Source organism: Streptomyces sp. NPDC059679 (assembly GCF_042734105.1).
In the GTDB taxonomy this organism is placed as follows: Bacteria; Actinomycetota; Actinomycetes; order Streptomycetales; family Streptomycetaceae; genus Streptomyces.
The window spans coordinates 473,242-498,380 of sequence record NZ_JBHWES010000001.1; the positions used below are offsets into that span (position 1 = coordinate 473,242).

General features: G+C 70.3%; 23 protein-coding genes and 2 pseudogenes. 12 read left to right on the top strand and 13 right to left on the bottom strand.

The genetic code is table 11. From position 1 onward, the window contains the following. Positions 1-55: 55 nt before the first annotated feature. From ACFV2X_RS02145 to ACFV2X_RS02155, 3 genes are read right to left on the bottom strand one after another with little or no spacing between them, the layout of a single operon-like run. Positions 56-1,534 carry an NAD-dependent succinate-semialdehyde dehydrogenase gene (locus tag ACFV2X_RS02145; protein ID WP_385610144.1) on the bottom strand — a complete coding sequence of 493 codons (1,479 nt, stop codon included), beginning with the start codon at positions 1,532-1,534 and terminating at the stop codon, positions 56-58. 16 nt (positions 1,535-1,550) lie between these two features. Continuing rightward, positions 1,551-4,424, bottom strand: coding sequence for an FAD-binding and (Fe-S)-binding domain-containing protein (locus ACFV2X_RS02150; protein WP_385610147.1), 2,874 nt, complete (start codon positions 4,422-4,424; stop codon positions 1,551-1,553). Continuing rightward, complete coding sequence (locus ACFV2X_RS02155; RefSeq protein WP_385610149.1) at positions 4,421-5,686, bottom strand: aspartate aminotransferase family protein; 1,266 nt, start codon at positions 5,684-5,686, stop codon at positions 4,421-4,423. Before ACFV2X_RS02155 ends, ACFV2X_RS02150 begins: the two co-directional genes overlap by 4 nt. A 146-nt stretch (positions 5,687-5,832) precedes the next feature. On the opposite strand from ACFV2X_RS02155, the gene ACFV2X_RS02160 reads away from it, so the two are divergent. Continuing rightward, positions 5,833-6,468, top strand: coding sequence for a TetR/AcrR family transcriptional regulator (locus ACFV2X_RS02160; RefSeq protein ID WP_385610152.1), 636 nt, complete (start codon positions 5,833-5,835; stop codon positions 6,466-6,468). On the opposite strand, the gene ACFV2X_RS02165 is transcribed toward ACFV2X_RS02160, so the two are convergent. Then, positions 6,465-7,400, bottom strand: coding sequence for a YbfB/YjiJ family MFS transporter (locus ACFV2X_RS02165; protein WP_385610410.1), 936 nt, complete (start codon positions 7,398-7,400; stop codon positions 6,465-6,467). The genes ACFV2X_RS02160 and ACFV2X_RS02165 overlap by 4 nt on opposite strands. A 285-nt stretch (positions 7,401-7,685) precedes the next feature. Between ACFV2X_RS02165 and ACFV2X_RS02170 the strand changes: the two genes are divergently transcribed. From ACFV2X_RS02170 to ACFV2X_RS02185, 4 genes and pseudogenes are all read left to right on the top strand, one after another. Then, positions 7,686-8,612: a LysR family transcriptional regulator gene (locus tag ACFV2X_RS02170; RefSeq protein ID WP_385610413.1), complete on the top strand. Its 927-nt coding sequence runs from the start codon at positions 7,686-7,688 to the stop codon at positions 8,610-8,612. A 193-nt stretch (positions 8,613-8,805) separates the two neighbouring features. Next, positions 8,806-9,513 carry an SDR family NAD(P)-dependent oxidoreductase gene (locus tag ACFV2X_RS02175; RefSeq protein ID WP_385610154.1) on the top strand — a complete coding sequence of 236 codons (708 nt, stop codon included), beginning with the start codon at positions 8,806-8,808 and terminating at the stop codon, positions 9,511-9,513. Positions 9,514-9,525: 12 nt separating this feature from the next. Further along, positions 9,526-9,897: a YybH family protein gene (locus ACFV2X_RS02180; RefSeq protein WP_385610157.1), complete on the top strand. Its 372-nt coding sequence runs from the start codon at positions 9,526-9,528 to the stop codon at positions 9,895-9,897. 194 nt (positions 9,898-10,091) lie between these two features. After that, positions 10,092-11,062 (top strand): annotated as a pseudogene (locus ACFV2X_RS02185) (aldo/keto reductase). Here ACFV2X_RS02185 and ACFV2X_RS02190 read toward each other — a convergent pair. Beyond that, positions 10,998-11,543: an FAD-dependent oxidoreductase gene (locus tag ACFV2X_RS02190; RefSeq protein ID WP_385610415.1), complete on the bottom strand. Its 546-nt coding sequence runs from the start codon at positions 11,541-11,543 to the stop codon at positions 10,998-11,000. The pseudogene ACFV2X_RS02185 and the gene ACFV2X_RS02190 overlap by 65 nt on opposite strands. A gap of 520 nt (positions 11,544-12,063) precedes the next feature. Between ACFV2X_RS02190 and ACFV2X_RS02195 the strand changes: the two genes are divergently transcribed. Then, a complete protein-coding gene (locus ACFV2X_RS02195; RefSeq protein ID WP_385610160.1) occupies positions 12,064-13,080 on the top strand; it encodes a zinc-dependent alcohol dehydrogenase family protein in 1,017 nt (338 codons plus the stop codon). A gap of 132 nt (positions 13,081-13,212) precedes the next feature. Continuing rightward, positions 13,213-13,905, top strand: coding sequence for an SDR family NAD(P)-dependent oxidoreductase (locus ACFV2X_RS02200; protein WP_385610162.1), 693 nt, complete (start codon positions 13,213-13,215; stop codon positions 13,903-13,905). Between the two features lie 3 nt (positions 13,906-13,908). On the opposite strand, the gene ACFV2X_RS02205 is transcribed toward ACFV2X_RS02200, so the two are convergent. Next, positions 13,909-14,844: a phosphotransferase family protein gene (locus ACFV2X_RS02205; RefSeq protein WP_385610164.1), complete on the bottom strand. Its 936-nt coding sequence runs from the start codon at positions 14,842-14,844 to the stop codon at positions 13,909-13,911. 211 nt (positions 14,845-15,055) lie between these two features. Between ACFV2X_RS02205 and ACFV2X_RS02210 the strand changes: the two genes are divergently transcribed. The 3 genes from ACFV2X_RS02210 to ACFV2X_RS02220 all read left to right on the top strand — a co-directional run bounded on the left by ACFV2X_RS02210 (position 15,056) and on the right by ACFV2X_RS02220 (position 18,080). Beyond that, positions 15,056-15,847, top strand: a complete 792-nt coding sequence (locus ACFV2X_RS02210) for a 2OG-Fe(II) oxygenase (protein WP_385610166.1) — start codon at positions 15,056-15,058, stop codon at positions 15,845-15,847. Between the two features lie 56 nt (positions 15,848-15,903). Beyond that, positions 15,904-16,635, top strand: coding sequence for a 2OG-Fe(II) oxygenase (locus tag ACFV2X_RS02215; protein WP_385610169.1), 732 nt, complete (start codon positions 15,904-15,906; stop codon positions 16,633-16,635). Positions 16,636-16,907: 272 nt separating this feature from the next. Continuing rightward, positions 16,908-18,080 carry a MalY/PatB family protein gene (locus ACFV2X_RS02220; RefSeq protein WP_385610417.1) on the top strand — a complete coding sequence of 391 codons (1,173 nt, stop codon included), beginning with the start codon at positions 16,908-16,910 and terminating at the stop codon, positions 18,078-18,080. Between the two features lie 9 nt (positions 18,081-18,089). Here the strand turns inward: ACFV2X_RS02220 and ACFV2X_RS02225 are convergent, their stop codons facing one another. Further along, positions 18,090-18,701: an exonuclease domain-containing protein gene (locus ACFV2X_RS02225; RefSeq protein ID WP_385610172.1), complete on the bottom strand. Its 612-nt coding sequence runs from the start codon at positions 18,699-18,701 to the stop codon at positions 18,090-18,092. A gap of 229 nt (positions 18,702-18,930) precedes the next feature. Next, complete coding sequence (locus tag ACFV2X_RS02230) at positions 18,931-19,524, bottom strand: peroxiredoxin-like family protein (protein ID WP_385610420.1); 594 nt, start codon at positions 19,522-19,524, stop codon at positions 18,931-18,933. A gap of 71 nt (positions 19,525-19,595) precedes the next feature. On the opposite strand from ACFV2X_RS02230, the gene ACFV2X_RS02235 reads away from it, so the two are divergent. Further along, complete coding sequence (locus ACFV2X_RS02235) at positions 19,596-20,210, top strand: TetR/AcrR family transcriptional regulator (RefSeq protein ID WP_385610174.1); 615 nt, start codon at positions 19,596-19,598, stop codon at positions 20,208-20,210. 17 nt (positions 20,211-20,227) lie between these two features. Here the strand turns inward: ACFV2X_RS02235 and ACFV2X_RS02240 are convergent. Continuing rightward, positions 20,228-20,500: pseudogene (locus tag ACFV2X_RS02240) on the bottom strand (XRE family transcriptional regulator); the annotation flags it as partial. 25 nt (positions 20,501-20,525) lie between these two features. On the opposite strand from ACFV2X_RS02240, the gene ACFV2X_RS02245 reads away from it, so the two are divergent. Then, positions 20,526-20,747: a hypothetical protein gene (locus ACFV2X_RS02245; RefSeq protein WP_385610177.1), complete on the top strand. Its 222-nt coding sequence runs from the start codon at positions 20,526-20,528 to the stop codon at positions 20,745-20,747. 40 nt (positions 20,748-20,787) lie between these two features. On the opposite strand, the gene ACFV2X_RS02250 is transcribed toward ACFV2X_RS02245, so the two are convergent. From ACFV2X_RS02250 to ACFV2X_RS02265, 4 genes are read right to left on the bottom strand one after another with little or no spacing between them, the layout of a single operon-like run. Further along, complete coding sequence (locus ACFV2X_RS02250) at positions 20,788-21,522, bottom strand: FadR/GntR family transcriptional regulator (RefSeq protein WP_385610179.1); 735 nt, start codon at positions 21,520-21,522, stop codon at positions 20,788-20,790. Between the two features lie 49 nt (positions 21,523-21,571). Continuing rightward, positions 21,572-22,192 carry a bifunctional 4-hydroxy-2-oxoglutarate aldolase/2-dehydro-3-deoxy-phosphogluconate aldolase gene (locus ACFV2X_RS02255; RefSeq protein ID WP_385610182.1) on the bottom strand — a complete coding sequence of 207 codons (621 nt, stop codon included), beginning with the start codon at positions 22,190-22,192 and terminating at the stop codon, positions 21,572-21,574. 44 nt (positions 22,193-22,236) lie between these two features. Further along, a complete protein-coding gene (locus ACFV2X_RS02260) occupies positions 22,237-23,262 on the bottom strand; it encodes a sugar kinase (protein WP_385610185.1) in 1,026 nt (341 codons plus the stop codon). Positions 23,263-23,305: 43 nt separating this feature from the next. Then, positions 23,306-25,090 carry an IlvD/Edd family dehydratase gene (locus tag ACFV2X_RS02265; RefSeq protein WP_385610188.1) on the bottom strand — a complete coding sequence of 595 codons (1,785 nt, stop codon included), beginning with the start codon at positions 25,088-25,090 and terminating at the stop codon, positions 23,306-23,308. Positions 25,091-25,139 lie beyond the last annotated feature (49 nt).

Genomic DNA, 25,139 nt, shown 5'->3' on the forward strand with positions numbered 1-25,139 from the left:
CTTCGCGGCTGTGCCGGCTGCGGCGTCCCGCCACCTCTGACCGGCATGACGGTACTCATGAACCGGACCGGTCCCGCACGGGTGTGGCGATGTACTTGTACTCCAAGAACTCCTCGATGCCCACACGCCCGCCTTCCCGGCCCAGGCCCGACTGCTTGACCCCGCCGAAGGGCGCGGCCGGGTTGGAGACCAGGCCCGTGTTGAGGCCGACCATACCCACCTCCAGCCGCTCGCTGATGTCCAGGGCACGGTCGACGTCCTGGGTGAAGATATAGCCGACGAGCCCCCACTCGGTGTCGTTGGCCAGGCGTACGGCCTCGTTCTCGTCGTCGAAGGCGATGACCGGGGCCACGGGGCCGAAGATCTCGGTGGTCAGCATGTCGCTGTCCGTGCTGACCTGGGCCAGTACGGTCGGCGGGTAGAAATGGCCGACGTCCTGCGGCGCGTCACCGGCGGCGACGACCTTGGCGCCCTTGGCGACCGCGTCCTCGACGAGCGAGACGACCTTCTGCTTGCCGGCGGCGTCGATGAGGGGGCCGACCTGGACGCCGTCACGGGTGCCCGGGCCCACGCTGAGGGCGGCCATACGCGTGGCGAGGCGCTTGGCGAACTCGTCCGCGACGGAATGGTGGACGAACAGCCGGTTGGCCGCCGTACACGCCTCACCCATGTTGCGCATCTTCGCCACCATGGCACCTTCGACGGCCACGTCGATATCGGCGTCCTCGAAGACGATGAAGGGGGCGTTGCCGCCCAGCTCCATGGATGTCCGGATCACCGTGTCCGCGCACTGGGCGAGCAACAGCCGGCCCACGGCGGTGGAGCCGGTGAAGGACAGCTTGCGGATGCGGCCGCCGCGCAGGGCCGGTTCGACCACTTCCTGGGCGCGGGTGGTGGTGACGACGTTGAGCACACCGTCGGGCAGCCCGGCTTCCTGGAGGATCCCGGCCAGCGCGAGGCTGGACAGCGGGGTCTGGGGCGCCGGCTTGAGCACCATCGTGCAGCCGGCGGCCACCGCGGGCCCGATCTTGCGGGTGCCCATCGCCAGCGGGAAGTTCCACGGCGTGATCAGCATGCAGGGGCCGACCGGCTGCCGCATGACCAGGACGCGGTTGCGGCCGTCGGGTGTGGTCGTCATGGAGCCGTCGATACGCACGGCCTCTTCGGAGAACCAGCGGAAGAACTCGGCGGCATACGCCACCTCACCGCGCGCCTCGGCGAGCGGCTTGCCCATCTCCAGAGTCATCAGCATCGCCAGCTCATCGGTGCGCTCCATGAGCAGTTCGTAGGCGCGACGCAGGATCTCGCTGCGCGCCCGCGGCGCGGTGCGGGCCCAGGATGTCTGGGCAGCCACCGCGGCCTCGACGGCGCGGGCGCTGTCGGCGGCGCCACCGTCGGCGACCTCGCACAGCTGTGTCTCGGTGGCGGGGTTCTCCACACCGAAGGTACGGCCGTCGGCCGCCGGCACCCACTGGCCCGCGATGAACAGCTGCCGCGGAACGTGTCCGATGACGTCCGTCTTGATGTCGGCCATGTCGTGTCTCCAAACCTCAGGAACGCGAAGGGGATTGGGGGTCGTCCAGGAGTTGCGCCAGATGTGTGCCGCCGGGGTGGTCGTCTCCGACCAGGTGCTCGATCTGCATCTGGCAGCTGAATCCGTCGGCCAGGACCGGTGTGCCTGGGTCGGCGGCTTCCAGCCGCGGGCGCAGTGCCTGGTCGGCCACGGCGAGCGACACATCGTAGTGATCGTGTTCAAAGCCGAAGTTGCCGGCCACCCCGCAGCAGCCGGTGGCCTCGGTGATCTTCTCGATGCCCAGGTCGCGCAGCAGATCGCGTTGCTGTCCGGTGCCGAACACCGCGTACTGGTGGCAGTGGGTCTGCAGAACCACCTCGTCGGGTACGTGACCGGGGCGCCACCCCGCGGCCACGCGCTCGGCGAGCGCCCCGGTGAAGGTGCGCACCCGGGCGGCGACACGGCGTGCCGCGTCGCTGTCCACCAGCTCCGGCAGGTCCTTGGCGAGGGCGGCGGCGCAGCTGGGTTCGGTGACCACGATGGGTCCACCCTCTGGCGTGTCGAGTGCCGCTGCGGTGCGCGCCAGTACGCGGCGGGCGATGCCGAGCTGGCCGGTGGTGATCCAGGTCAGGCCGCAGCAGATGTCGCCGCGCGCCCGGGTGGGCAGCCCGGCCTCGGCGAGGACCCGGGACGCCGCTCCCGCCAGCTCGGGGCGGAATGCCCGGGTGAAGGAGTCGACCACGAGCACCGCGGACTTGGCTTCGGCCGGCCCGGCGGTCAGACCGCGCCGCCATGCGCGCCGCCCGTGGAAGGCGGGCAGGCTCCGCTTGGTGGTGACTCCGCCCAGGCGGGCGATCCAGGGGCCGAGGCGGCTGCCCATCACCGCGTTGACCGGCTTGGGCATACGTCCGGCGAGCGCCGTCCACAGCGGCAGCCAGCCGAGCGAGTAGTGCGAGAGGGGGCGCGGGCGCCACCGGTAGTGGTGGTGCAGAAACTCCGACTTGTAGGTCGCCATGTCGACGCCGACCGGGCAGTCATTGGAGCATGCCTTGCACGACAGACACAGATCGAGCGCTTCGCGCGTTTCGCGGGAGCGCCACCCGCCGCGCAGTGCGCCGCGCAGCATCTCCTGGAGGGTCCGCGCCCGTCCGCGGGTGGAGTGCTGTTCGTCGCCGGTGGCCCGGTAGCTGGGGCACATGACACCGCCGCTGTGGCTCCGGCAGCGGCCCACTCCGACACAGCGGCCCACGGCTCCCGCGATGCCGTCCGGGTCTTCCAGCAAGGTGAACACCGCCTGGGGGGTGGTGGTGCGGCCCGTGTCGAGGGCGAGGTCCGCGTCCAGTGGGCGGGCGTCGACGAGGATGCCCGGGTTGAGCAGTCCCTGGGGGTCCCAGGCGTGTTTGAACGCCGCGAAGGCGTCCAGCATCGGCCGGTCGTACATCACCGACAGCAGTTCGCCGCGCGCCCGGCCGTCGCCGTGTTCACCCGAGAGCGTTCCTCCGTGCCGTACGACGAGGTTGGCGGCGTCGGTGAGGAAGGCGCGCATGGCGGCCCGGCCGTCGTCGGTGTCGGGGCGGAAGTCGATCCGTACGTGGACGCAGCCCGCGCCGAAGTGTCCGTACAGCACACCGGTGAGCCGGTGGTCGGCCATGAGGGCGCGGAAGTCGCGCAGATAGCCGGCCAGCCGGTCGGGGGCGACCGCCGCGTCCTCCCAGCCGGGCCACGACGCACTGCCGTCGGTCAGCCGGGCGGCCAGCCCCGCGCCGTCCTCACGCACCCGCCACAGGGAAGCCCGCTCGGAGCGGTCGGTGATCAGGCGGCCGGACACCATCCGGCCCGCCGCCTTCAGCTCGTCCAGGAGGTGTTCGGCCTCTGCGGCGACCTGCTGTGACTCCTCCCCGTCGAGGTCGACGTACAGCCATGCGCGACCTTCGGGCAGTCCGGTCACCGAGGCGGCGCCCCGGCGGTGGCGCATGGTGGCCACGATCGCCTCGTCAAGACCCTCGACGGCGGCCGGGGAGAACTTCAGGATGAGCGGCACATCCTCGGCCGCGTCGACGACATCGTCGTAGCCGAGCGCCACCAGCAGCGCGGCCGGTGGCTTCGGCATCAGCCGTACGGTGGCGGACACCACCGTGGCGCAGGTCCCCTCGGTGCCGGCGAGGACACGTACGACGTCGAAACCGTGCTCCGGCAGCAGATGTTGCAGCTGATAGCCGGAGACCTGGCGCGGAATCCGGCCGAGCGTCAGCCGGATCGCCGCCAGGTTGGCCTCGACGATGCCGCGCAGGTCGGCCGTCAGCTCCGCCACCCGCTCCCGGCCCGCCTCGTCCACAGCGCGCAGTCCGTCCCGGTCGGCGATGGCACGGGTGCCGTCGGCCAGGACCAGGTCGAGGGCGACCAGGTGCTCGCCGGTGCGGCCGTAGCGCACGGAGTGGTTGCCGCACGCGTCATTGCCGATCATGCCGCCGATGGTGCAGCGGCTGTGCGAGGACGGATCGGGGCCGAAGACCAGCCCGTACGGGGCGGCGGCGTCCTGCAGGTCGTCGAGGACGATCCCGGCCTCGACACGCGCGGTCCGCCCGTCCGCGTCGATGTCCAGGACGCGCCGCAGATGGCGGGACAGGTCCAGGACGAGACCGGCGCCGACGGCGTTGCCGGCCATGCTGGTGCCCGCGCCGCGTGAGGTGACCGGCACGCCGAGCCGGTGGCAGACCTTGTGCGCGCCGACGACCTCGTCGGCGTCGGCGGGGAACGCCACGGCCAGCGGCGGCACCCGGTAATTCGACGCGTCGTACGCGTACTGTGCGCGCCTGCCGCCGGAGGTGTCGACCCGCAGGGACGGCACCTCCCGGCGCAGGGCCTCCGCCAGGTCCGCAGTGGTGGCCGGAGAGGGGGTGGTGCCGGTCATGACGTGGCGGCCGTGCCCGCCTCGACGGCGGCCCGCCAGGCGCGCAGTCCCTCGTCGACGGCGGTCTCGTCGATGACCAGCGCCGGAATCATGCGTACGACGCTGTTCCAGGGGCCGCACAGCAACAGCAGCAGCCCCTCGGCTGCGGCGGCCTGCTGTACCCGGGCGGCGGTGTCCGGGTCGGGGGATCCGTCGGCGGTGACGAACTCGCTCGCGAGCATCAGGCCCAGTCCGCGGACGTCGGCGATGCCCGGCGTGGTGCGGGCGACCTCTTCCAGACCGGCGCGCAGCCGCCGCCCCATGGCGTCGGCGTTCTCCACCAGCTTCTCGTCCCGGATCACGTCGAGGGTGGCGACCGCGGCCGCGCACGCCACGGCGTTGCCACCGTAGGTGCCGCCCTGCGAGCCGGGGTACGCCTTGCTCATCAGCTCCTGCGAGGCGGCGATGCCGGACAGCGGGAATCCGCTGGCCAGCCCCTTGGCGATGGTGATGATGTCCGGGCGGACGCCGTCGGCGTGATCGTGGCCCCAGTAGTGGCCGGTGCGGCCGAAACCGGTCTGGATCTCGTCCACCACGAGCACGATGCCGTGGCGGTCGGCGCGCTCGCGCAGCCCGCGCAGGAAGGCCGGGTCGGCGGGGATGTAGCCGCCTTCGCCGAGCACGGGCTCGACCACGAAGGCCGCGGTGTCCTGGGGCGCGGTGACGGTCTGCAGCAGGTAGTCGAGCTCGGTGAGCGCGAAGCGGGTCGCGGTCTCCTGGTCCCATCCGTAGCGGAAGGCGGTGGGGAACGGGGCGACGGCGACGCCCGACATCAGCGGGGAGAACCCGGTGCGGAAGCGGGTGCCGGACGTGGTCATGGTGGCGGCCGCGACGGTGCGCCCGTGGAAACCGCCGTGGAAGACCACGATGTTGGGGCGGCCGGTGGCCTGCCGGGCCAGCCGCAGCGCCGCTTCGACGGCCTCACTGCCGGAGTTGGAGAAGAACAGGCTGTCCAGGCCGGCGGGCAGCACATCCCCGAGCCGTTCGACGAGCCGCTGCAGCGGCTGGTGCATCACGGTCGTGTACTGGCCGTGGATGAGCTTGCCCACCTGCTCCTGGGCCGCGGCGACGACGCGCGGATGGCAGTGCCCCGTGCTGGTGACGCCGATACCGGCGGTGAAGTCGAGGTAGCGGCGGCCGTCGGTGCCGTAGAGATAGACGCCTTCGCCGCGTTCGGCGGTGACGGGGGTGGCTTGGCGCAGATGCGGGGACAGGCTGGTCATGGCGAGGCGACTCCTGTGCGGGTGTGGGGACTCCAGGTTTCCGGGGGTAGTCGCAGCATGGCCACGCCTATGCGCAACTGTCAACAGTAGGATTGTCGACGATTTCGCCGCAGGGAGTAATAGACGACCGGTCGTAAACTGGGTCCATGGGACGGACCAGTGATGCTCGCGAGAGAATTCTGAGCGCCGCTCGGTCGCTCATCGAGACGCACGGTTACTCGGCGCTGGGGGTGGCCGAGATCTGCCGGACGGCCGGTGTGCCCAAGGGGAGCTTCTACTACTTCTTCGATTCGAAGGAGTCCCTGGCACTGGCCGTCATCGATGAGCACTGGGCCGGTCAGAAGCGCACCTGGGCAACCGCACTCGGCGGTGACGCCCAACGCGGTGACGCCCAACCGCTGCTGCGGCTGCGCCGGCTGTTCGAGGAGACGGAGGTCGGCCTCCGTACCGCCCAGCAGAGTTGCGGCACCGTCTCGGGGTGTCTGTTCGGGAACCTCACCCTGGAGATGAGCAACCAGACCGAGGCCATCCGCACCCGGCTGCAGGAGATCTTCGAGGCGCAGGTCGAGATGGTCGACTCGGTCATCGCCGAGGCTCTTGAGCGGCAGGAGGTCGAGGTGGCCGACACCCGGGAAGCGGCGCGGGCGGTGGTTGCCCAGCTCGAGGGTCAGGTGTTGTTCGCCAAGCTCTACAACAGCACCCAGCAGCTGGGCCCCTTGTGGGCGAACTGCCTTGCCCTGCTCGGCACTCATGCGCCGCGCGAGACCGTGGCCGGTGTCTAACGCTCGCCTACGCGGTTCGGAAAGCCGATCCGCAGTACGGCGGCGGCCGCGGCGGCGGCCAGGACCACGGCGGCGGCCAGGATCAGCGCCTGGTGACAGCCGTGGCGGAGCAGTGGCGCGACGGCCAGCGGGCCGAGGATCTGACCGACCGAGTAGCCGGCGGTCAGCAGCGCGACCGAGCGGGGAAACCGCAGATGGGCCCCCGCGGCGAGGGCGAGGTTGCTGACGCCTATGAAGGTGGCGCCGAACAGGACCGCGGAGCCGAGAGCCGCCGCCACACCACCGACAAGTGCCGGCAGGGCGATGCCGACGGCGACGATATAGCCGATGCCTTCCAGGCTGTAGGAGGCGAACAGCACACCGAACCAGCGGTGCGTACGGATCCTTGGCCCATCGACCGCCGTCCTGCCCCGTTCCGCGGTGGCCGCGGGAGCCGGTTCGGGGCGCAGGTTCCATGAGGCGAGGGTGAGGACGGCGGCGAGGGCCGCCGAGGCCCACCAGGCGGCCCGCCAGTCGGCGACGGAACGCAGGGCGAGGGCGAGGAGGCCGGACAGGGCGATGCCGGCACCCACGCCGCCGAAGGCCCATCCGGGCAGGTGGGCGGGGTGCTCGCGCAGATGGCTGTGGAGGGAGCTGACGGCGATGACAAAGATCAGGGCGCTGGCGACACCGGCCAGCAGCCGCAGCACGATCCACACCGCCGTGCCGTGGGTGGCGGGCATCGCGGCCAGGCTGCCGGTCAGCGCGATCAGGGAAGCGCGCAGCAGGACGGGCGAGCGGACCAGTGCGGGGGCCAGGATGCCGACGAGCGCGCCGACGAGGTAGCCGATGTAATTGGCGGTGGCCAGATCGGCTCCCGAGCCCGCGGACAGTCCCGCCTGGGCGTGCATCAGGGGGAGGATCGGGGTGTAGACGAACCGGCCGACCCCCATGCCCGCGGCGAGCGCCGCGGCGGCTTGGGCGACGTGACCCCAGGGCGAGAAGCGCGGAGCGCTTCCTCGGGCCGAGGGAGCGCGCGGCGGTCGTACGCTCTTGCCGGTCGCGGCCAGTTCCCTCGCGCGGACCGCCCCGGCGGCCCGCCGCCCGCCGGGCTCGTCCACGGCCGCCGCGGTCACTTCACCTCGGGTCTCCATGCCGCCATCATCCGTACGCCACCAGGCGCGACGCCACGACCAGCCGTCTCCCTCCTGGGAGGCATGGCCCCTCACCGACGCACCATGGCGGGCGTGGAGCTGCGCCAACTTCGCTACTTCGTCGCCGTGGCCGAGGAGCTGAACTTCGGCCGGGCCGCCCAGCGACTCCTGATCGCCGGACCGTCCCTGTCTCAGCAGATCAAGGCGCTCGAACGCGACCTGGGGGTGCGCCTGTTCGACCGCGACCGCCGTTCGGTGTCCCTCACCCCGGCCGGCTCGGCCCTGCTCCCGCACACCCGCGCCCTGCTGGAACGCGCCGACGACCTGCAGCGGCGTGCGCGTCGGCTATCGGGCTCCGAACCGGTTCGGCTCGGCTACGTCAACTGGCTCCCCGCGGACCTGATCGCCCGCACATCAGCCGTGGCCCAGGTCCACATCGACGCGTGGGTCGCCCCCTCGCACAGCCAGGCCGCCCGGGTTGCCGACGGGAGCCTGGACCTGGCCGTGTGCTGGGTACGCACCGAGGACCTGGAGAAGCGCAACCTGCGCGCCCGGCTCATCGGCGCGGACCGGCTCCATGCCGTCGCCACCGGCACTGACACCAGCGAGGTGGCCGCCGAGGACACCGTCGTCCTCCTGGACGACGACATCACCTCCTGGTCGTCCTGGAACGTCTACGCCGAACAACTGGCCAAGGACACCGGGGCCCGCACGCTGCACATCTCCGACGGCGGCATCACCGGCCCCGCCTTCTTCGACCACGTCCGCCGCAGCGGCCGCCCGGTCATCAACTCGCCCAAGGGGCAGACCACTCCGCTCCCGCCCGACCTCGTCCAGCGCCCCGTCGTCACGCCGCGGATCCACTGGACCTGGTCCCTGGTGTGGCGCCGCGACGAAGTCCGTACCGCAGTCCTCGCCGTCGTCGACGCACTCTGTGACGGTGTCGGTGACCTCGGGATCCACGGCCCGGACGGCTGGCTGCCCGACGGCGACCCGTATCGGCGCCGGTAACCTCCACCACTCCCCCGCACCCAGCCCGCGACCGCACCGACCTGCACTGGGAGCCTGTGCCTAACAGGTACGAGGAAGCAGGTCCCGGCCCACCCCCTCTTGACCTTTGACTTCCCCTGCTCAGCCGCCTACGTTCGCAAATAGTCGACCGGTCGGCTATTCCTCATTCAGCTCCATCCCAGAGAAGGTCATCATGAGCACTCAGAAGGTCGCAGTCATCACCGGCGGTTCGCAGGGCATAGGCGCCGGTCTCGTCGACGCCTACCGCAAGCTCGGCTACGCCGTCGTCGCCACGTCCCGCACCATCGCCCCCTCCCACGACGCGGGCGTCCTGACCGTCCCGGGCGACATCGCCGACCCCGCCACCGCCGAACGCGTCATCGCCGCCGCCATCGAGCGCTTCGGCCGCATCGACACCCTGGTCAACAACGCGGGCATCTTCGCATCCAAGCCCTTCACCGACTACACCCAGGACGACTACGCCGCCGTGACCGGTGTGAACCTCGCCGGTTTCTTCCGCATCACCCAACTGGCCATCGAGCAGATGCTCACCCAGGGCGGCGGGCACATCGTCAACATCACCACCAGCCTGGTCGACAACGCCGACGCCCGCGTCCCCTCCGTACTGGCCTCGCTGACCAAGGGCGGCCTCCAGTCCGCCACCAAGTCCCTCGCCATCGAATACGCCACCCGCGGCATCCGCACCAACGCCGTCTCACCCGGCACCATCAAGACGCCCATGCACCCCGAGGAGGCCCATGAGGTCCTCGCCGGCCTGCACCCGGTCGGCCGGATGGGTGAGCAGAGCGACATCGTGGACGCGGTGGTCTATTTGGAGAACGCCCCGTTCGTCACCGGTGAAATCCTCCATGTCGACGGCGGCATGAGCGCGGGTCACTGAAGGAGAACACCGATGCCCGACACTACAGACACCGAAGCGATCCTGCATGACGTCCTCGACCGGTGGAAGGCAGGTGTCGACAACCACGAGCCGGAGCGGATCGCATCCCTCTTCACCGAGGACGCGATCTTCCAGGGGCTGCGTCCGTACAGCGTGGGAAGGCGGGGAGTCGCCGACTATTACGCGTCCCAGCCCCCGGGCTTGTCAGCCACCTACCGCATCCTGGAGAGCAGGCGCCTCTCCGAGGACATCGCGCTCGGCTACCTGGCCGTCGACTTCTCGTTCACCGACCGGCCCACGGTCAGCATCAACCTGCTCCTACTGCTGAAGCGCTCGGACGCCGATTGGCTCATCAGCCACTACCAGGTATCCCGCCTCGGCTAGCACCGCGGTCGCCGATCTCTGCTCCGGGCCACTTCACGCACCAACGCCCCTTGGGAACAGCGCCGTTGGGTTTGGGCAAGGCCGAAATCCGGCTCCGGGTGTGGCGATGCGTCCACCCGGACCCGGCACCCCTTTTCCCGTTCACGGGCTGTGCCCCAGCAGCCCTCTGATCCGGTTCGAAGGCAGAACACAACATGCGTCACACCACTCTGGGCACCCACGGACCCCAGGTCGGCGTCATCGGCCTGGGCACCATGGGAATGAGCTTCCTCTACGACATGGCCGCCCCACGCGACGAAGCAACATCCATCTCCGTCATACACCAAGCCCTCGACCTGGGCGTGACTTTGATCGACACCGCTGACGTCTACGGTCCCTACACCAACGAGGAACTCGTCGGCCGGGCCCTGACCGGCCGACGCGACCGTGCGGTGCTGGCCACGAAGGTCGGCCGGGTGGTCGTCGACCCCACCGGCGGCCCCGACAACCTCCCGGTCCTCGCCGGCGACGGCCGTCCCGAGCACATCCGTGCCTCCATCGACGCCAGCCTGCGCCGCTTGGGCACCAACCATGTCGACCTCTACCAACTCCACCGCGCCGACCCCCAGGTCCCCATCGAGGAAACCTGGGGTGCCATGGCCGAAGCCATCGCCGCGGGCAAGGCCCGCTACCTCGGCCTGTCCGAGGTCACCGTCGAGCAGATCCAGCGCGCTCAGACCGTGCACCCGGTCACCACCGTGCAGTCCGAGTACTCCCTGTGGACCCGCGACGTCCAGGCCGAGGTCCTGCCGTACTGCCGGCAGCACGGGATCGGCCTCCTGCCGTACTCACCTCTGGGCCGCGGCTTCCTCGTCGGCCGATTCGCCTCCTTCGACCAACTGCCGCGCAACGACCATCGGCGACGTCTACCGCGCTTCCAGCAGGACAACCTGCGGGCCAACCTCGCCATCGCGACCAAGGTTCGCGAAGTCGCCGACCGGATCGAAGCCACCCTGCACAGGTCTCCCTCGCCTGGCTCATCGCCCAGGGCCCGCACATCGTCCCCATCCCCGGCACCAAAACCCCGAAATACCTCGTCGACAACGCAGGCGCCGCCGACCTCAAGCTGTCTCCGGCCGACCTCGCCGACCTCGACGCCGTCCCGGCCGCCGTCGGCACCCGGTGATGACCACGGCGGCGGCCAGGTCCAGGTCCGACCGGTGAAGGAGGTGTACGTCACCGGGGCACGGGAACGTCGGGGCCGCTGCCGGTATGGGGTCCACGTCCACGTTGTAGAACTGGCGGCGGCCGAGCCCCAGTTTGTCGACGAGTGCGAGTACGAGCGGATGGAAGTCGGGCAGCCGCATGGCACCGGCCTCGGCGTACTGGGCCGAGTCAGCGAAGGGCTGGTGTTGCTCGGTGGTGCGGAAGGTCTTGATGCGTTCGCCGACACGGCCGGCGTTGGCCTCGAGGACGGTGACGTCGTGGCCGGCGTCCTTGAGCGTGCGGCCGGCGACAAGGCCGGTGATACCGGCGCCGATGACGAGGATCTTCTTGCGCGGGTGGTGGGTGGGGCCGAGGCGGCCCGTGTCGATCAGGGTGTGGAGATATTCAAGCTTGAGGTCCTTGTCGTCCGGCCCGACGAGGTGTCGGTCACAGCTTGCGATCGTAGATTCGGCGGGTCTCCCTCAGCTGAAGTCCAAAAAACACCGACTCCGCCGCTTGACGCGATTTCGACTTGCCCGGCTTTCCCTCGCGAAGACGGAAGATCCTCCAGGGGCGGGCGGGAAGAGGACTGAAGTGGCATAAAAATTTCTCTTGCGGAATGCGGAGTCCTGGAGTCTCGACGGCGGTGATTCCGCCGGCCGACTCGGCACAACAGAGGACGTCACCCGGCTCCTGCCGGTGGCCGCCAGGGCGCGAAGCGGCCACCACGCCGGTTCACGGTGCCGCGCCCTCGCGCGGCTCCCGAAGGGGGGAGAGTTTTCTCCCTGGATGAATCCCTCCCAGGATGAGAGTCTCCCCTTTACGAGCCCGCGTGGCGGTGGCAAGGTCGATGAAGTGGTCGGAGCGAAAACGATCGGAATTGTTTTTCGAATGTCATCGATATTCCGTGTTCCACACAGCGGACGCAAGACAGCGTTCACGCCCGCACTCGCCCCTCAACCCCTCTACTGAGAAGCCAACATGCGCGCAACAATGATCTACGCACCCGGTGACATCCGGGTGGAGAACCTTCCCGACCCCAAGATCGTCAACCCCACCGACGCCGTCATACGCACCGTCGCGGCCTGCGTCTGCGGCTCGGACCTGTGGGACTACCGCGGCATCAACCCGGTCACCGAGCCGCACCCGATCGGCCACGAGTACGTCGGCATCGTCGAGGAGGTCGGCAGCGACGTATCGACCGTCAAGCCCGGCCAGTTCGTCATCGGCTCCTTCTTCGCCTCCGACAACACCTGCCCGGTCTGCCGGGCCGGCTACCACACCTCCTGCCCGCACCGGGAGTTCGTGGGCGGCTGCCAGGCCGAGTACGTACGCATCCCGCTGGCCGACGGCACCCTGGTCGCCACGCCCGAGCAGCCGGCGGACGGCCTGATCCCGAGCCTGCTGGCCCTGTCCGACGTGATGGGCACCGGCTGGTACGCCGCCAAGGCGGCCGAGGTCCGGCCCGGGTCCACCGCGGTCGTCGTCGGCGACGGCGCGGTCGGTCTGTCCGGCGTCATCGCCGCCAAGGAGCTCGGTGCCGAGCGCATCATCGCCATGAGCCGACACGAGTCCCGGCAGAAGCTGGCCCTGGAGTTCGGCGCGACCGACATCGTCACCGAGCGCGGCGAGGCAGGCATCGCCCGCGTGAAGGAACTGACCGGCGGCATCGGCGCCGACTCGGTCCTCGAGTGCGTGGGCACCCCGGAGTCGATGCAGCAGGCGCTGCTCTCCACCCGCGCCGGCGGCAACGTGGGCTTCGTCGGCGTCCCGCACGGCGTGGCGATCGACGGCGAGCAGCTCTTCTACTCCCACGTCGGCCTGCGCGGCGGCCCGGCCCCGGTACGCGGCTATCTGCCCGATCTGATCCGGCGGGTCTTCGACGGCCGTATCAATCCCGGCAAGGTCTTCGACCTCACCCTGCCCCTGGGCGAGGCCGCCGAGGGCTACAAGGCCATGGACGAGCGCCGCGCCATCAAGGCTCTGCTGCGTCCCTGACCTTCCCCGAGAGGGCGCAGCGGTACCTCGGTTCGGTGGAGGTGATGCACCACCCCCGGGTGAACGGCCTCATCCTTGAACACACGGACTGCGACACTCCGGTCCGTAAGGCCCCAAGGTTTCGGAGACATCATGAGCACCATTGCCATCATCGGCGCCGGCCCCGGTCTCGGCGCCGCCGTCGCGCGCCGCTTTGGCCGCGAGGGCTACGGCATCGCCCTCATCTCCCGCGACCAGGACCGGCTCGACGCCCTGGCCGCCGAGCTCGGCGAGGAGCGCGAGGGGGGCGAGGAGGGCGAGGAGGGCGTGACCGCGCGGGGCTTCGCCGCCGACGTACGCGACCCGAACGCCCTCACCGCCGCCCTGGACGCGGCGGCCACGGCCCTCGGCCCCATCGAGGTCCTGCAGTACAGCCCGGTCCCGCACAAGGACTTCATGCGTCCGGTCCTCGACACGACCTCCGACGATCTCGTCGGCCCGGTCGAGTTCTCCGTCTACGGCCCCGTCACCGCCGTTCGGAACGTGCTGCCGGGCATGCGTGCCCTGGGACGCGGCACCGTCCTGTTCGTCAACGGCGGTACCGCCGTCGTGCCCCACCCCGACCGCGCGGGCACGTCGATCGCGTTCGCCGCGGAGAGCGCGTACGGCCGCCTGCTGCACGACACGCTCGCGGCCGAGGGCATCCATGTGGCGCAGCTGATCATCCCGGGCGCGATCATCCCCGGTCACGACAAGAAGGACCCGGCCGTTCTGGCGAACACCCTGTGGACCCTGCACCAGGAGCGGAACGGTTTCCGGCACTTCGCCGACGACCTGGACTCCTGAGCATCAGACCAGGTTCGTCCAGGGCTCCGGCGGCGTCGAGGCGAAGAAGCGCAGGAGCCCCAGAAGCCGACTGCTCGGCGGTGCGGTCCAGTGGCGCTCGCCGGGCGTGGGGACGGGATGCACCAGACGGCCGAGGGCCCAGGTGAGGTGGAACCACAGCACACGCGCCTCCCACGAGCCGACTTCCGCCGGAGTTCCCTCGCCGCTTCCTTGCCGATATCCCTCGAGCATGGCCGGAATGCCGGTCAACGGGGTCTTGGCGAACTCGATCGCCGGATCGGCCCACTGGGCGTCCCCCCAGTCCACGATGCCGGTGAGAGCAGGCGCGCTCCGGGAGACGAGCAGGTTCTGCGGGGCAATGTCGCCGTGCACCAGGACCAGGGGCTTGTCCGTGGGCAGGTACGCCGAGAGCCGGTCGAACCAGTCAGTCAGCCAGCGCGAAGCCTCGATGTCGATCCAGCCGTTTACGAAGAGGCGGTCCACCAAGGCTCGGGGGTCTCCGCCGCCATCGTCTTCGGGGACGGCCGACAGACCGGGTGCCGCGCTCGCGGACAGCCGATGGAGCGTGGCCAGTTCCCGCCCCGCCTGCTGGAAGACGGCATCCACCTCCGCGCGGGGCAGTCGGGCCTGCGCGAGATCAGTCCCCGGTGCCCGGACAAGGAGCATGTAGGGCATATCGGCCATGGACCGGGTGTCATCGAACGTGACGACATCGGGAGTGCGCACGCCGGCTCGCCGTACGGCAGGGATGACCATCGCTTCCTTGACCAGGTCGGCCACAAAACGCTCGGCCCGCGGGATACGCAACACCAGATCGTCCCCGAGATGGAAAACATGGTTCGCCCCACCCGGAGGGGCCACCCGCACCTCCCCGATATCGACACCATGCCGGGTGGCGATGGCGGCCAGTGTCTCGCGACTCGGCTCGTAGTCATCCATGGTCGAGCATGCTGACATGACCGGGCGGGTGCGCTCCGCCCCTTTTCCGGAGCAAGAGCCAGAACCGGAGCCGGAGCCGGAGCGTGATGTCCGAATGCCGCCAGCATCCGGCCGGGACGGACGCGATGCTCGGATACGAACCAGGGGTGGCCCGCAGCGAGGCGATTGCCGGGTTCGACGTCCACCCGCGCCGTCCCAGGAAAGACCCTTCATGAACCAGCTCACCCCCGCCGCCGACACCACCACCCTGTTCTCCCCTGCCGAGGCGGGCGGTGCGGCACCGAGCATCCTTCCCACCGCGGGGCTTGCGGCACTCTCCAAGCTCAACTGGGAAGAGCTGTATGCGCAGCTGAACGAGGAGGGCGTGGCGGTCACCCCGCCACTCCTCTCGCGCGCTCAGTGTCGGGAGATCATCGACACATTCGACAAACCCGGCCTGTTCCGCTCCACCGTCGTCATGCAGCGGTACCAGTTCGGCCGCGGCGTCTACAAGTACTACACCGACCCGGCCACCGTCCCGCTGATCCAGACCCTGCGCGAGCGGCTTTATCCGCCGATGGCGTGGATGGCCAACCGGTGGGCGCCGCAGTTGAACGAACGTACCTTCCCCACCACGCTGGAAGAGCTGCTGGCCGAGTGCGCGGACAACGGACAGCACCGCTCGACCCCGCTGCTCCTGCGGTACGGCCCCGGCGACTACGCCTGCCTCCACCAGGACATCTACGGCGACATCGTCTTCCCGCTGCAGATCGCCATCATGCTCAACCAGCCCGGCGAGGACTTCACCGGCGGCGAGAACGTCTTCGTCGAACAACGGCCCCGGTTCCAGTCCCGGGCGATCGTCGTCAAGCCCCGGCTCGGCCAGGGAATGATCTTCCCCGTACGGCACCGCCCGGTCCGCGGCAAGAACGGCTTCCGCCGCCACCCGATGCGCCACGGCACCAACGCCGTCGAGACCGGACACCGCAACACCCTCGGCATCATCTTCCACAACGCCCGCTGATCCCCCGCCCGCATCGGAACGTCAGAACGCCACGCGCTCGCAGCAAGGACCTCACCATGAGCCAGACCACCCGACCCGCGGGCCCGGTCACCGACAGGATCGCCCAGTGCGACTGGGCTGCCCTGACCGACGAGTTGGGCGAGTACGGCAGCGCCCTGACCGACCGGCTGCTCACTGCCGCCGAATGCCGTGAGATCGCCGCGCTGTACCACGAGCCCGGCCACTTCCGTACGACCGTCGACATGGCGCGTCACCGCTTCGGCTCCGGCCAGTACCGCTATTTCACCCACGACCTGCCCAAGGCCGTACGGGAGCTGCGCGAGGCGTTCTACCCCCGTCTCCTCCCCATCGCCCGCGACTGGGCGGCCAAGCTCGGCCGTCCCGCCCCGTGGCCGGACACGCTTCAGGAGTGGCTGGCCATGTGTCACGAGGCCGGGCAGTCCAAGTCCGCGCAGATCCTGCTGCGGTACGGCTCCGGTGACTGGAACGCGCTGCACCGGGACGTTTTCGGCGAGATGGTCTTCCCGCTCCAGGTGGTCATCGGCCTGGACGCGCCTGGAGCGGATTTCACCGGCGGGGAGTTTCTGATGACCGAACAGCGGCCCCGCGCCCAGTCGAGAGGTTCGTCCACCACCCTGCTCCAGGGACACGGGCTGGTGTTCACCACCCGCGACCGGCCGGTCGCCACCAAGCGCGGGTGGGCCAACGGGCCGATGCGGCACGGTGTGAGCACCGTCCGCTCCGGCCATCGGCACACCCTCGGGCTCGTCTTCCACGACGCGGCATGAGACCACGGCGAGCGCAAGCGGGTACCGAAAACGAAAGCAATCTTCCAGTGGATTACGCGGCACAGCGAAGAGCGCCTGCACTCCGCACTCAATTACCTACCGGCTGTCGAGCACAAACGCGACTTCTGGCGAAGCCAGGAACAAGTCCCGCAGTCCACCTAAATCGAGATCACTGGGTTCTGCTGAACTCCGCGCGGCATAAGATGGTTTGAGGAAGTAAAAGAGACGAAAGATTCGCGCGGCCCTTCGCCTATCTTTGGCCCATGGAGATCATGCCGCGCGACCTCGTTGCCCCTCGTGTTGCCAATCCGCTGTGTCAGCTCTCTTTGGAGCAGCTACGGAGGCGTACGAGCCTGAAATGGCGGACGTACCCGGAGGACGTGCTGCCGCTGTGGGTCGCCGAAATGGATGTCCCCCTGGCCGAGCCCGTCGCCCAGGCGATCCTGGACGCGGTGGCGCTGGGCGACACCGGCTACCCGACCGGGCGGGGGTACGCCGAGGCGCTGGCCAAGTTCGCCGGCGAGCGGTGGGACTGGGACGGGCTCGCGCTGGAGCGTACGGCCATCGTTCCGGATGTGATGCTGGGCATCGTCGAGATGCTGAAACTGGTCTCCGGACCGGGTGATCCGGTGATCGTCAACTCTCCGGTGTACCCGCCGTTCTACCAGCTCCTCGAGAACCTGGGCCGGCCGATCATCGAGGCTCCGCTCGGTGCGGACGACCGGCTGGACCCAGCCGTACTGGAGGGCGCCTTCGACCACGCCCGCGAGGGCGGTGGCCGACCCGTGTATCTGCTGTGCAGCCCGCACAATCCGACCGGCACCGTGCACACCGCCGACGAGTTGGCGCGCGTGGCGGCGCTGGCGCGGACGGGTGGCATGCGGGTCGTTGTCGACGAGATACACGCCCCGATCGTGGCGGCGGGCACGAGATTCGTCCCGTACCTGAGCGTGCCAGGCTCGGCGAGCGGGCTGTCGCTGATGTCGGCGTCCAAGGCGTGGAACCTGGCCGGGCTCAAGGCCGCCCTGGCCATCGCCGGCCCCGATGCGGCCGACGATCTCGACCGCCTTCCCGAAGCGATCGGGCACCCCAGCCATGTCGGGATCATCGCCCACACCGCCGCACTGCGGGACGGTGGCGACTGGCTCGACTCCCTGCTCGCCGGCGTCGACGACAACCGTCGGCTGCTGGCCGACCTGCTGGCCGAACATCTGCCCGCCGTGCGCTACGCCCCGGGTCAGGCCACCTACCTGGCCTGGCTGGACTGCCGCGGCCTGGGCCTGCGCGACGACCCGGCCGCCGTGTTCCTGGAGCGCGGCCGCGTCGCACTGAGCTCCGGCATCCCCTTCGGTACCGGCGGCGCGGGCTTCGTCCGGCTGAACCTGGCCACCTCACCCGAACTGCTCACCGAGGCGGTGCGGCGGATGGCGGCCGCGCTCGACTGACCGGGAGCCTCAGGCGGTGATGGCCGTGCCGAGGACGGTCATCACGCCCACCGACCGGGTCTCGCACAGATGCTTGATGGCCGCGGCGAAGGAATAGCAGTCGAAAAGCGCTGAATGCTCCTTCCCTTCCGCGGGCTTGGGAAGGTCGAGCACCTGCCACAGGCGGCCGACGTTGGCTTTTTCCGTCTCCGGTGCGACGGTGTTCAGCCAGGGGCGGATATTCAGGAAATGCGCACCGAGGAACCCGTTCTTGACGTCTTCCCCTCGGGCTCGCGCCCAGCCCACGTTCTCCCCGAGAACGACCATGTCGTTACCGTAGGAAAGCACCGACTGCCCCCGGCAGAATCCGAGGAAGTCACCAAGTGCTTCCGCCGCGGATCCACCTTCCCGGTCCACCGTCTCCTGGTCGATTCCGGTCAACTCGGTGAAGTAGGACGACAGCCGCGGATTGACCACAGGTCGTACCAGTGCCTCGTACTCCTCGACGACGGAAAAGTCCTCACGCAGGCGCAACGCACCGATCTGCACGATCTCACGAAGCTGTCCCGGCGCTCCCCAGTCCCGCTCAAGCGCCCCCTGCCATGTCGTGAATTCAAGGTCGAACACAACGAACGTGGACACAACGGGTCTCCCTCTCGTACAAGTCGATGCAAGGCTATCGCCGCTCCGGCACCGTTACATCGACGGAGGCGATTTCCCGCCAGAGTCATCGCCGCCCGCCGTTACATAATCCACGTCGTCCATCAATGGACCGTTCAACCCGCTTTCCGTGGGCGGCGTTCACGTTAATACATGCATCGGCACGCGTCAGCAGCACGTAACGTTTCTCGCATTACGGCGTCACCCTCGCTCACCGCGTCGTGAGATCCGGTCGTGGTGCCCGCCCCGACAGCTCAAGCACCTCATCGACCGACCACTGGTCGTAAACGTGCTCGCCGTACTTGGCGGCGATGACGCGGCCATCGCTCGCGATCAGGAAGTCGGCGGGCAGGCCGAGCCGGCCGCCGTGCGGCCTGCCCGCCGGTCCGCGCTCCCGCCTGCGGACAATCGCCCACGCGCTGCGCAGGATCGCCCGGAGGATCGGCCCCCAGGCACGGGGGCTCAGCAGCGAGCGGGGCGCCGACTCCACGCCGAACTCGGCGTACAGCCGCTTGTCGGGATCGGCGATGACGGCGAACGGCAGGTCGGCCGTGTGTTCCAGCAGCTCCTCGGCGGGCGAGTGGAAGACCACGACCTCGCGAACACCGGCCGCCTCGATCTCATCGTGCCGCCGCACCACGGAGCGCAGATGCAGATTGCAGACCGGGCAGCCGGCGAAGCGCCGGAACTGCAGATGGACCAGCCAGCCGGGGGCAGGGACGGTGACCGACGGGCCGGTGACGGAAGCGAGGACACGGGGGCTGACGGCCGAGCCAGGCCCCAACGGCTCTCTGTTCATGGGTATTCAGGGTTCCCCTCATAAGCGTACGGCACACGCCTACGATCGTAAGCGTATGCCGTACGCTGTCAAGCGCCATGCCACGTCCCCGTTCACTCACACACGATCAGTTGGCCTCGGCCGCCCTCGCCGTCATCGACCGCGACGGGCTGGCCGGGCTCTCCATGCGCGCGGTCGCCAAGGAACTCGGCATGAGCACGATGGGGCTCTACCGGTACGTGGACGAGCGCGACGAACTCGAACGACTCGTCGTCGAGTTCGTGCTGGGCGCGGTCGACACCGAACCTCCACCGCCGGAGGCACCCTGGGGCGAACGCATCGAGGTCATGGTGCGGCGTCTGCGCGACACCTTGAGCACCCATCCCGCGGTCGTCCCGCTGACGGTCGCCCATCGGCACCGATCCCTGGGCGTGCTCCGCTGGTCGGAGACGGTGCTCGCCATCCTCATCGAGGCGGGCTTCGAAGGCGAACGACGGGTTGTCGCGCTGCGCAGCCTGCTCGCCTATGTGATCGGGGCCCTCCAGCTGGCACACCTCGGGCCGCTGTCCGGCGACGGCACGGTCGCCATCTCCGCGCTGCGACCGACGGAGTTTCCACATATGGCCGAGACCGCGCGCGAGGCGCGGAACGTCGGCGCCGACCAGGAGTTCTTCGGTGGACTGGCCGCGCTGATGCGCGGCCTGAACGCATGACGCCGGGGTACGACGCCGTCCAACTGCCACCGCCACACCTCGACGGGGGCCGGGCCCGAGGCCGTCAGCATGAGCCGGGCCTCGCTCCCCCGCGGTCCGGTCCACGGCGGTGCGACGGCGTCGGCGGCCACGACGCGGACACGGCCTTCGGCCGGCCCTTGCATCAGGGCGGACACCGAAATGCCGAGCGTGTCGGCGAGTCCGACCGGGGTGGCCAGGTTGGGGTTGCCCCGGGCCTTCTCCAACCCGACCAGGGCTCCCTTGCTGACCTGGGCGCGTCGGCTGAGTTCTCGGTCCGGCCGTCGGGCTGCTGCTGTGGCCGTTGCTCGGCGCCTCGTTCAGCGCTGCCGCACTGGTGGGGCTGCCGCTCGCGCTGGTGGCGGTGGTGCTGGTCAGCGCCGGACACGGCGCGGGCTCGGCGCGCCCTCACGTACCGTCCTGCTGGCCCGCGGTGTGCTCCCCGAGCGCATCCACCGCGGCCAGGTCATCGCCCTGGGCACCGCCGCCGTCGCCGTCAGCCTTCTCGCCGTGACCTGAGCAGGTCCGCGCGAGTACGTACGAGCTTTCCGTGTTCTCCTCAGACGTCCAGCGCGCATGAGGCCGGTGGCGTGGCGGTGTCGCTCAGCAGGCCCTCGACCTCGCTGTGGGCAGTGTCCACGATGGACCGTACGCAGGCCGCGGCATCCGCCGGGCGCCCCTCGGCGACGGCCTGCGCCACTTCCTGGTGGCGCCGGACCGCCGCCTCGTCGACCCGCTCCGGCATCAGGCTCAGCTCGCGGCGGGCGGTCAGCAACTCCTCCGTGACCTCGGCGAGCTGGGCGAACATCCCGTTGCCCGACGCGGTGAGCAGCGCCCGGTGGAACGCGGCGTCCGCCGCGACGAACCCGGCCGTGTCCGCCTTGGCGGCCGCGGTAGCCATCGCCCGGGCGTGCGCCAAGAGCGCCTTGCAGGTTTCGTCGTCGCCCGACGCCGCGGCGAGCGCGGCCGCGGACGGCTCGACGGCGGCGCGCAGTTCCGCGAGTTCGCGCAGTTGGGCCCCGCGGTGCGGTGAGTTCAGCCGCCAGCGGATGACCTGGGGGTCGTACAGGTTCCACTCGGTCATCGGCCGTACGGTGATGCCGACACGGGGCCGGGAGGTGACGACCCGCTTGGACTCCAGCACTCGGACCGCTTCCCGGGCGACGGTCCGTGAGACGCCATAGCGCTCCTGGACGTCCTCCAGGCGCAGCACCTCGCCGGCGCGGGTCTCCTCCGCGGCGAGGGACAGGCCGATCTGGTCCACCACCTGTCCGTGCAGCCCTTGCAGTTCCACGCGCTCCCCGTTTCCGTCCTGCTCTACCGCCCTCGACCGTCCCGGGGTTTCAGCGGGCCTGTGCGAGGCGGCCGAGGAGTGTGGTCACCCGCTCGCCCGCCGCCTGGGCGCCGCCCGAGGTGAGCGCCGAGCCCATGCCGCAGGCGATGGCCCCGGCCGCGATCCACTCCGGTGCGTTGTCCATTGTCACACCACCAGTGGGGATCACGGGGGCCTGGGGTAGCGCGGCCCGTACGTCGCGCAGCCAGGTCGGCGATGCGCCGGAGGCCGGGAAGAGCTTGAGCGCGTCCGCCCCCTCCTCCAGGGCGCGGACCATTTCGGTCGGGGTGGCGACGCCGGGGAAGACCGGCACGCCGTAGCGGTGTCCGGTACGGATCACCTCCGGGTGCAGGCTCGGCGACACCAGGAACCGGGCACCCGCCTCCACCGCGGCCCGCGCGGCGGAGGCGTCGATGACCGTGCCGGCGCCGACCAGGGCATCCGGCCGTTCCGCGGTCAACTCGGCGACGGCGCTCAGCGCGCGCGGCGTGGTCAGCGCCACCTCCACGGCGTTCAGCCCGGCGTCGAGCACGGCCACGGCCGCGGCCAGGGCCTCCCGTGGCCCGGCCGCCCGGACGATCCCGAACACCCGCTGAGCGGTGACGGCCCGGACGATGTCCCATCGATACATGAGTGCTCCTGGTGTGGTGCTCTGTGTCAGGTGAGTGCCGGGCATCAGCGGTGGACGGTCTCCGCGGCGCCCGTGAAGGAAGACAGTGCGCGAACCAGGCCCCGGCGATCGGGGAGGCCGTCGGTGTCGGTGGTGCACTGCACCACGAGCGCGGCGACCGCGGCCGCCGCCGCCAGACAGCGGTCGTACGGTGCGTTACTCAGGACCCCGGAGAGAAACCCGGCGGCGAACGCGTCGCCCGCCCCCACCGGGTCGGCGGCCGGTACCCGGAATGCGTCCTGTCGCCATGTGCCGTCCGCCGTACTGCAGGTGGCCGACTTGTCGCGGTGCTTCACCACGGCCGTGGTGACACCCGCGGCGAGCAGCCCGTGGGCCGTCGCGCCCAGCAACTCCAGCTCGTCCTCGCCGGCCAGAGTTACGTCCGCCTGTTCCAGCAGCGGCCCCACCACCGTGCGCCAGCGCTCGGGGGTGCCCAGTTTCAGCCGTACGTTCGGGTCGAAGGAAACCGTCGCGCCGACCGCGCGGGCCAGCTCGAGCAGCCGCAGCGTCGCCGTGTGAGCGGAGTCCGAGAGCATGGGGGTGATCCCCGTGATGTGCACCAGCCGGGCGCCCTCCACCATCTCGGCGGTCAGCTCGTCGGCGGTGAGCCGGGACGCCGCCGAGCCGGCCCGGTGGTACTGCACATCGATCGCCCGCGCCGGATGGCTGTCCCGCAGCAGCAGCCCGGTGGGCGCCGATGGGTCCACGACGGCGTACGACGTGTCGATGGCGTCCGCGCGCAGCTGAGCCAGCACGGACCGGCCGGAGGGGTCGTCGCCGACGCGGCCGAGCCAGCGCGTGTGGTGTCCGAGCCTGGCGAGCCCGGTCGCCACGTTGGACTCCGCGCCCGCCACGGAGCGCCGGAACACCGTCGCCCGCTCCAGCGGCACCCCGGGCTCCGCCACCATCAGAAGCATCGCCTCGCCGCACGTCACGACCTCGGGTGCCACCGGCCGCCCGGGGGCAGCGGGCGTCGGAGAGGTTCCCGGCTGCGGGGGTGGGCAGCGTTCCGGCGGGACACGCTCGCTCATGCGTGACTGTTCCTCGTAGGACATGCGTACTCCTCTGAACGTCTCAGAACGCCTGCCGTGGCGGGGCGGAATCGGTGGAGCCGACCAGGAAGTCGAGATCGGCGCCAGTGTCGGCCTGGGTGACATGCCGGGTGTAGAGGTACGTCCAGCCGCGGTCGGCAGGCGGCTTCGGCGGTTGCCACTCGGCCCGCCGCTCGTCCAGTTCGGCGTCCTCGACCAGCATGTCCAGGCGCCGCCCCGGTACGTCGAGCCGGACCCGGTCCCCCGTACGTATCAGCGCCAGCGGCCCGCCGACCGCCGCCTCCGGGGCGACGTGCAGCACACAGGCGCCGAAGGCCGTACCGGACATGCGCGCGTCGGATATCCGCACCATGTCCCGGACCCCGGCGTCGAGGAGTTTCTTGGGCAGCGGCAAGTTGCCCACCTCCGGCATCCCTGGGTAGCCGCGCGGGCCGAGGTTGCGTACGACGAGGACGGTGTCGGCGGTGACATCGAGGTCGTCGTCCTCGGCGACGGCCAGATACTCCGCCACGGAGTCGAAGACCAGGGCGGGGCCGGTGTGCCGGAGCAGTGCCGGGTCGGCCGCGGACTGCTTGACGACCGCACCGTCGGGCGCCAGGTTGCCACGGACCACGGCCGTGCCGGTGCCGGCGGGCTGCACCGGATTGCCGAGCGGGCGGATCACCTCACGGTCGTACACCTCGGCGCCCGCGCAGTTGTCGACGAGGCTCCGGCCGGTCACGGTGACGATGTCGTGGTGCAGCCGGTCCCGCAGATCGTTGATGAGCGCGGGCAGCCCGCCGGCATACGCGAACTCCTCCATCAGGAAGCGGCCGGACGGCATCAGGTCCACCAGCAGGGGCAGTTCGGCGCCGAGCCGGTCGAAGTCGTCGAGCGCGAGCGGTACGCCGAGCCGGCCGGCCACGGCGAGGAGGTGTACGACGGCGTTGGTGGAGCCGCCGATCGCCGCGTTGACCCGAATGGCGTTCTCGAACGCCTCGCGGGTCATGATCCGGCCGGGGGTGAGGGCGCTGCCCGCGAGTTCGACGGCGCGGGCGCCGGTGGCCTCGGCGAGTGTGCCGCGGCGGGCGTCCACGGCGGGCAGACCGGAGGCGCCCGGCAGCATCATGCCCAGCGCCTCGGCGAGACAGGCCATCGTCGAAGCGGTGCCCATCGTCATGCAGTGGCCCGCCGAGCGGTTCAGCGAGGACTCGAACTCGGTGAACTCCTCCTGGGTGATCGTGCCCGCCCGCAGTTCCTCGGTCATCCGCCAGATGTCCGTACCCGAGCCGACGTCGCGGCCGCGAAAGCGTCCGTTGAGCATCGGGCCACCGGTGAAGACGATCGCCGGCACCCCGGCGCTGGCGGCACCCATCAGCGCGGCGGGGGTGGTCTTGTCGCAGCCGGTCAGGAGGACGACGGCGTCCAGCGGATTGGCCCGGATCTGCTCCTCGATCTCCATGGCGGCGAGATTGCGGTAGAGCATCGAGGTCGGGCGGAGGAACGGCTCGCCCAGCGACATCGCGGGAAACTCCAGCGGGAAGCCGCCCGCCTGCAGCACACCGCGTTTCACGGCGTCGGCGAGGATCTGCAAGTGGCCGTTGCACGGCGTCAGTTCGGAGTAGGTGTTGCAGATGCCGATGACGGGGCGGCCGTCGAAGTTATGACCGCCGCGGCCCATGGCGCGCAGATGGTGCCGTGAGATGAAGCCGTTCTTCCCCCCGTCGCCGAACCAGGCGCGGCTGCGGAGGGGGGCGGCGCCGCCGGCACTGGCGGCGACTGTGGCGCTGTCGGCGGTGGCGGTGGGCGAGGGGTTGAGCGCGGCCATGCGCGATGTCCTTTCCGTGCGCTGAGGTGGCCGTGACCAAGCTGTGTCC

Coding starts and splice junctions, on each gene's coding strand:
- ACFV2X_RS02145 (WP_385610144.1), bottom strand. CDS start 1,534: ATGGCCGACATCAAGACGGACGTCATCGGACACGTTCCGCGGCAGCTG.
- ACFV2X_RS02150 (WP_385610147.1), bottom strand. CDS start 4,424: ATGACCGGCACCACCCCCTCTCCGGCCACCACTGCGGACCTGGCGGAG.
- ACFV2X_RS02155 (WP_385610149.1), bottom strand. CDS start 5,686: ATGACCAGCCTGTCCCCGCATCTGCGCCAAGCCACCCCCGTCACCGCC.
- ACFV2X_RS02160 (WP_385610152.1), top strand. CDS start 5,833: ATGGGACGGACCAGTGATGCTCGCGAGAGAATTCTGAGCGCCGCTCGG.
- ACFV2X_RS02165 (WP_385610410.1), bottom strand. CDS start 7,400: ATGGGGGTCGGCCGGTTCGTCTACACCCCGATCCTCCCCCTGATGCAC.
- ACFV2X_RS02170 (WP_385610413.1), top strand. CDS start 7,686: ATGGCGGGCGTGGAGCTGCGCCAACTTCGCTACTTCGTCGCCGTGGCC.
- ACFV2X_RS02175 (WP_385610154.1), top strand. CDS start 8,806: ATGAGCACTCAGAAGGTCGCAGTCATCACCGGCGGTTCGCAGGGCATA.
- ACFV2X_RS02180 (WP_385610157.1), top strand. CDS start 9,526: ATGCCCGACACTACAGACACCGAAGCGATCCTGCATGACGTCCTCGAC.
- ACFV2X_RS02195 (WP_385610160.1), top strand. CDS start 12,064: ATGCGCGCAACAATGATCTACGCACCCGGTGACATCCGGGTGGAGAAC.
- ACFV2X_RS02200 (WP_385610162.1), top strand. CDS start 13,213: ATGAGCACCATTGCCATCATCGGCGCCGGCCCCGGTCTCGGCGCCGCC.
- ACFV2X_RS02205 (WP_385610164.1), bottom strand. CDS start 14,844: ATGGATGACTACGAGCCGAGTCGCGAGACACTGGCCGCCATCGCCACC.
- ACFV2X_RS02210 (WP_385610166.1), top strand. CDS start 15,056: ATGAACCAGCTCACCCCCGCCGCCGACACCACCACCCTGTTCTCCCCT.
- ACFV2X_RS02215 (WP_385610169.1), top strand. CDS start 15,904: ATGAGCCAGACCACCCGACCCGCGGGCCCGGTCACCGACAGGATCGCC.
- ACFV2X_RS02220 (WP_385610417.1), top strand. CDS start 16,908: ATGCCGCGCGACCTCGTTGCCCCTCGTGTTGCCAATCCGCTGTGTCAG.
- ACFV2X_RS02235 (WP_385610174.1), top strand. CDS start 19,596: ATGCCACGTCCCCGTTCACTCACACACGATCAGTTGGCCTCGGCCGCC.
- ACFV2X_RS02255 (WP_385610182.1), bottom strand. CDS start 22,192: ATGTATCGATGGGACATCGTCCGGGCCGTCACCGCTCAGCGGGTGTTC.
- ACFV2X_RS02260 (WP_385610185.1), bottom strand. CDS start 23,262: ATGAGCGAGCGTGTCCCGCCGGAACGCTGCCCACCCCCGCAGCCGGGA.
- ACFV2X_RS02265 (WP_385610188.1), bottom strand. CDS start 25,090: ATGGCCGCGCTCAACCCCTCGCCCACCGCCACCGCCGACAGCGCCACA.